The following is a 3,152-nucleotide window of genomic DNA, read 5'->3' on the forward strand; positions in this document are numbered from 1 at the left end:
CGGAAATGGCGAAAAAGAAAGCCGAAAATATCACGGCTATCCGGTGCTGTTTGACGCGAAGGGGACGGCGGTCGTCCATCCGCAATACAAAGGAAAAAATATGGCGAAAAACGCGACGGTCCGCTATATGCTCGAACATAAAAAAGGGATGCGGGAATATGAACTAGACGGGGAACAACGGGTCATGTATTTCACTACGATTCCGGAGCTCGGCTGGAAAGTCGGCGCCGTCTATAAAGAAGCAGACTTAGCCGCCATGAGCCGTTCCATTGGGAAGAACATGCTTGTCATTACCGTCATTGCGCTCGTTGTAGCGCTTGTTGCCGTCTATTTCTTGGCGCGTTCGATCACAAGGCCGATTGCTGCGCTGCAAGAGCAAGTCGAAAAGGCGGCGGGCGGCGACTTGACGGTGCACGCGCGCATCACTGCCAAAGATGAGATTGGCCGCCTCGCCCGCCACTTCAATGACATGATCGACCATATGCGGATGCTGATCAGCGAGGTGAACCGCTCGGTCAATGAATTGGCCGTTTCGGCCGACCATTTGAGCGCTGTCTCCGAAGAAACGATGGCCACAAGCGAACAAGTGGCAAAAGCGATCGGCGAAATCGCCAAAGGAACGACCGATCAAGCAGGAAGCCTTGATACGATCAATGAGCGGACGACGGCGCTGTCGCAGCAAATCGAAGCGGTCACGAATGCGACGGCTGGCATGGAGTCGCTGTCCGATGAAACGAAAACCGCGAGCTACGACGGCTTGGAGCATTTAAACATTTTGCAGAAAAAATCGGAGGAAGCGAAAAATGAACTCGAGTCTGTAGAAAATGTCATTAGCGACCTTGTGAAAAAGATGGATGAAATTGACGGTGTCATTCAAACGATCACGGCCATTTCCGGACAGACGAATTTGCTGGCGTTAAACGCCAGCATCGAGGCGGCGCGGGCTGGCGAGCATGGGAAAGGGTTTGCCGTTGTCGCCGATGAGGTGCGCAAGCTGGCCGAACAATCCGCGAAAGCGACGGAGATGATCCGCGCGACGATCGCCGCCATCCAGCAGCAAGCCGGGCTGGTGATGGAGGCGGTCCGCCGCTCCAAGCAGGCGTACGACGAACAGCGGGAAGCGGTGCACACGACCGGCGATTCATTTGTCAAAATCACTGGCATGATGGAGCAAGTGGCAACAGCGCTCGCTGGGATTATGGAGGAAGCAAAGCGGATGAACGCGAGCAAAGACGATGTCGTCGGGGCGATGCAAAACATCGCCGCCATCGCCCAACAAGCAGCGGCAGCGGCGGAAGAAGTGGCTGCTTCGGCTGATGATCAGTTGCAGGCGCTTTCGACGGTGACCGAATCGGCGGAGGCGTTAAGCGAAATGAGCCGGCAGTTGAAACAACTGGTTGAGAAGTTTAAGATTTCATAAAAAATGGAAGGCGTCCTAGCGGCAACGGGGCGCCTTTTTTATCATCTCCAGCCGAGAAGGCTCCCATTTCCGCGTGCGTAAGTGGGGGATGAAGCATCAAGGATGTTCCCTAACGCCGCCCAAAATAAAGAAGGATTTCGCTTGCTGTCTTCGTAAGACAACGGAACCGTGGGACACACGAGGATGGCTTGGCTGGCAAGCCTGTCGTGGAGCGGTTGTTCCAAAGAATCTCCCACCGCTAAACGTTTGCGCAGGCAAGAGAGCGTTCAATCATTTTCGAATAGGAGACTTTCACTTTCGCTTTGTACAGGGTGCAGTCCAAAAATAAGCGGGAGATGAATGTCGGTCGGCGTTTGCTTAAAATCGCGAATGTTCCGCCGCCGTGCAGTCACGATCTTTTTTCTATTCATACAATGATAATAAGTGAAATTTTTTCAGCTTCTTCGTCGATTTTAGTGGGCGATAGTGCTAAAATAAACAGTGAAAACGTTTATACTGTTATTTTGCTGTACGTTTGGGGATACTGGCAGCTAAATGAGGACTTTCATGCATAGCTGTTGCCCAGCCCGAACGATGCGAAAACAAGGTGGAGGTTTTTTCACGATGGCAAAACAGACGAACTACGCTCAACCGTGGAGCCAGTTTTACGGGCCGAACCTCGGTTATGTCATCGAAATGTACGAACAGTATCTCGATGACCCTAACAGCATCGACCCGGAACTGAAACAATTGTTCGAACAGTGGGGGGCGCCGGTCTTGGAAGAACCGGTTTCTCCTGCGGATGACGAAACAGCCAAAACGCATCAAACGTTCCGGCTGCCGGAGACGCCGACGATTTTCAGCAAGCTTGTCGCTGCCGTCAAGCTGGCGGACAGCATTCGCCATTATGGCCATCTGGTTGCCGATACGAATCCGCTTGTCAAAAAGGAGAAAAAGCTGCGCCGCTTGGAGCTTGACGAATACGACTTAACCGAAGAGGACTTAAAGCGCATTCCGGTCGCGTTTCTTTGCCCGCACGCTCCGGCGCATGTCAAAAACGGCTGGGATGCCATCTTGCATTTGCGCAAAATTTACACGGACAAAATCGCGTTCGAATTCTCGCAAGTACATAATCTCGAAGAGAGGAACTGGCTCATTCAGCAAATCGAGTCCGGAGCGTATTACCCGAGCTTGGCGAACAAAGAGCGGGTCGCTTTGTTGCGCCGCCTGACGGAAGTGGAAGGGTTTGAAAAGTTCATCCACCGGACGTATGTCGGGCAAAAACGGTTTTCGATCGAAGGGCTTGATTCCATGGTGCCGCTTTTGGATGAGCTCGTCCGCCAAGCGATCGAACATGAAATCGACGCTGTCAACATCGGCATGGCGCACCGCGGCCGGTTGAACGTGCTGGCTCACGTGCTCGGCAAGCCGTACGAAATGATTTTCGCCGAGTTTCAGCATGCCGAAAGCAAAAATTTCATTCCGTCTGAAGGGTCAGTGGCGATCACGTACGGGTGGACGGGCGATGTCAAATACCACTTAGGGGCGGCGCGCCGCCTTCGCAATCAAAGCGCGCATACGATGAGGATTACGCTCGCTAACAACCCAAGCCATCTCGAAGTGGTCAATCCGGTTGTGCTTGGCTACACGCGCGCCGCGCAAGAAGATCGGACAAAACCAGGAGTGCCGGTGCAAAATACTGATGCGTCGTTTGCCATCTTGATTTTTTCGGCAAAATTTTGTCGTCGTCGAG

General features: G+C 53.0%; 2 protein-coding genes. Both read left to right on the top strand.

Features of this window, described 5'->3' with window-relative positions:
- The coding region (locus tag T260_RS121375; RefSeq protein ID WP_023634703.1) for a methyl-accepting chemotaxis protein at window positions 1–1,420 on the top strand (1,420 nt) is incomplete at its 5' end.
- 603 nt (window positions 1,421–2,023) lie between these two features.
- A partial coding sequence (locus T260_RS121370; RefSeq protein WP_023634704.1) for a thiamine pyrophosphate-dependent enzyme occupies window positions 2,024–3,152 on the top strand: 1,129 nt, incomplete at its 3' end.

Source organism: Geobacillus thermopakistaniensis, assembly GCF_000498995.1.
Classification (GTDB): Bacteria; Bacillota; Bacilli; order Bacillales; family Anoxybacillaceae; genus Geobacillus; species Geobacillus thermoleovorans.